This window comes from Clostridium sp. 1001270J_160509_D11, assembly GCF_015667935.1.
In the GTDB taxonomy this organism is placed as follows: Bacteria; Bacillota; Clostridia; order Peptostreptococcales; family Peptostreptococcaceae; genus Intestinibacter.
The window spans coordinates 1-2594 of record NZ_JADPET010000224.1 but is presented as its reverse complement, the minus strand read 5'-3'; the positions used below and the strand labels follow the sequence as shown (position 1 = coordinate 2594).

Here is a 2594-nt window from a genome sequence, read left to right as displayed (position 1 = left end):
GATCTGGATATATATAGATATAATTTATAAAATTAAAAATAAAATATCAACAAATAATAATTTCAATAAAAAGAGCTCAATTTGCTTTAGTAAATGAGCTCTTTTTATATGGGAAGATAATTTACATCTCTTTTAAAATTTTACAAATAATGTATAATTAGATATAACTTAATTCTATTAGACATACATACTATAAAAATGGAAAAATACTTTATATTATATCGCTAAAAGGAATTTATATTGTAAATGAAGAAAACATAATTGATTATATAAAAAAGAGGTGGATTAAGATGTTTGATAAAGCTTATGTTACAAAAGATATTGAACAAATGAAGCTAGATGACAGAAATTTTCCTAATATAATTGAATTAGGTTTTACAAGCCATGGTAGTGATTTATGTGGGGTTATGTTGACACCGCAAGGAAAGGGACCTCACCCAACAGCAATACTATTGCATGGGTTTCCAGGATATGACGACCCGATAGATTTAGCTCATGCTCTTAGACGATGCGGTATGAATATACTGCGATTTCATTATAGGGGGAGTTGGGGTGTAAAAGGTAGTTTTTCATTTAGTAATTGTATGGAAGATGTAAAAAGTGCTATTGATTTTTTGACAGATGAAAAGTCAGTAAAAGAATTTGACATAGATACAAATAATTTATTTTTAATAGGGCATAGTATGGGCGGTTTCTTAACTTTAAATTACGCATGTGATAAAAGGATAAAGGCATCTGTTGCGATAAGTCCATATGATTTTGGGCTTATTGGGAAAATAGGCAATTATAATCAAAAGGAAAAAGACGAGGCATTTGAGATGTATAAGACAGCACTAGTACCATTAAACAATACAAGTGCAGAAATACTGATGCAGGAATGTCTTGATAATGGGGATAAGTGGAACCTTCCAGATAAGGCAAAATCTCTATCTAATGAAGAAATACTGATAACTATAGCAAGTAGAGATGTTGTGAGCAAAAGATATTTGCATCACGATATTTTAGCAAGTGAGATTAAAAAATATAATAATAATTTGACTGAAAAGTTTATTGATACAGACCACTCTTATTCTGACAAGCGAATTTTGTTGGCAAAGACTATTGCTCAGTTTTTAGAACAACAAATAAATAAAAAATAAATTAAAAACTACAGATAAATCAGCATGTATCTATCTTAAAAAAGTAATATGCAATACGGAATATAATTTGAGGATGTGAAAAAATGAAAGTTGCTTTAATTGCTCCATTATATACAGCAAATATTGTAAAGGATATTGTAGACAAAAATATAGTTGATATAGATTTAGATATTATAGTTTATAGCAATTATTTAAAAGCGGTTGAAATAGTAAAAAAATCACAAAAAAAGTATGATGCTCTGATGTTTGCAGGAGTAGTCGTATATAAATTTGTAAAATTATACGTAAAGGAAGAATGTATATGGGGATATTTCCCTTTGCATGAAAGCTCCCTATCATCTGCTTTATTAAAAGGATTATATGAAAACAAAAATATAAAAAATCTGAGTATAGATACATATTCTAAAGAGTTGATTAAAGAAGTTTATAATAGTATCGGTATAGATATGGATGAAGTAAACCTTATGCTTTATAATGTAAAATTCAATAATAAAAATACGACTGAAGATGCACTTAATTTTCATAGGAATAACTTAAAAAATGACGAAAATGTATGTATTGTGACATCATTAAGTGATGTAAATAAACAATTTGACTCAGATGGAATAGATAATTATATGGCTATCCCGACAAAGAGTATTATAATAGAGAGTTTCCAAAATATATATCTAAGATATATAGCTAAAATAAATACTAATTGTAGGGTTGTAGCTATATTTGTTCATATAGATTTTCCTGATGACTACTCTATAATAAGTCGAAATGAGTATTATTATATTAAAGAAAAAAATAAAGTCACAGAATTGATTTATGAGTTTGCAAATAAGATAGAGGCTGCTGTTATCGAATTTAGTTATAATACATATATATTGATTTCGACAAAGACAATATTAGAAACAGAGACAGAGAATTATACAAATATAGAACTTTTAAAATCTATTGAAGACAACTCATTAAACAGAATTTCTATGGGTATTGGATATGGAAAGACAGCTAGTGAGGCAAAATATAAGGCTAATGAAGCTATTATAAAGGCCAAACGATGTAAAAATGAGAATGTTGCATATATAATTTATGAAGATGGAAAGGCTATAGGACCTATAAAATCTAAAAATAAAGAGAGAAGTGAAGTTAAGATAGACGATAGATTGATGAAAATAGCTCAAATAACAAATGTAAGTGTGAAGAAGATACTTTGTTTTTATAATGCAATAAATACATGTAAAAAAGATAGGTTTACAGCAGAGGAATTGTCAAAGCAGTGTGATATGTCTTATAGAACAGTAAATAGAACGATTAATAAGTTAGAAAAGTACGGATATATTGAGGTGGTTGGGAAACATTTTGAAGATGGATCAGGTAGACCGAGAAGAATAATAAAATTGGTTTTTCAGATAAAATAGAAATAGTATATATCTTTGGAAATCAAAGCGATGAAAATCAAGTATTAAAAAA

General features: G+C 27.8%; 2 protein-coding genes. Both read left to right on the top strand.

Going from position 1 to position 2594, the window contains the following annotated elements:
• Nucleotides 1-290: 290 nt before the first annotated feature.
• Nucleotides 291-1139 (top strand): alpha/beta fold hydrolase, encoded by an 849-nt coding sequence (locus tag I4U58_RS13440; protein ID WP_195931841.1) that lies wholly within the window; start codon nucleotides 291-293, stop codon nucleotides 1137-1139.
• A gap of 83 nt (nucleotides 1140-1222) precedes the next feature.
• Nucleotides 1223-2542 (top strand): HTH domain-containing protein, encoded by a 1320-nt coding sequence (locus tag I4U58_RS13435; protein ID WP_195931840.1) that lies wholly within the window; start codon nucleotides 1223-1225, stop codon nucleotides 2540-2542.
• Nucleotides 2543-2594: the final 52 nt, after the last annotated feature.

Excerpts from the sequence above, each read along its gene's own strand:
- I4U58_RS13440 (WP_195931841.1), top strand. The coding sequence starts at position 291 with ATGTTTGATAAAGCTTATGTTACAAAAGATATTGAACAAATGAAGCTA.
- I4U58_RS13435 (WP_195931840.1), top strand. The coding sequence starts at position 1,223 with ATGAAAGTTGCTTTAATTGCTCCATTATATACAGCAAATATTGTAAAG.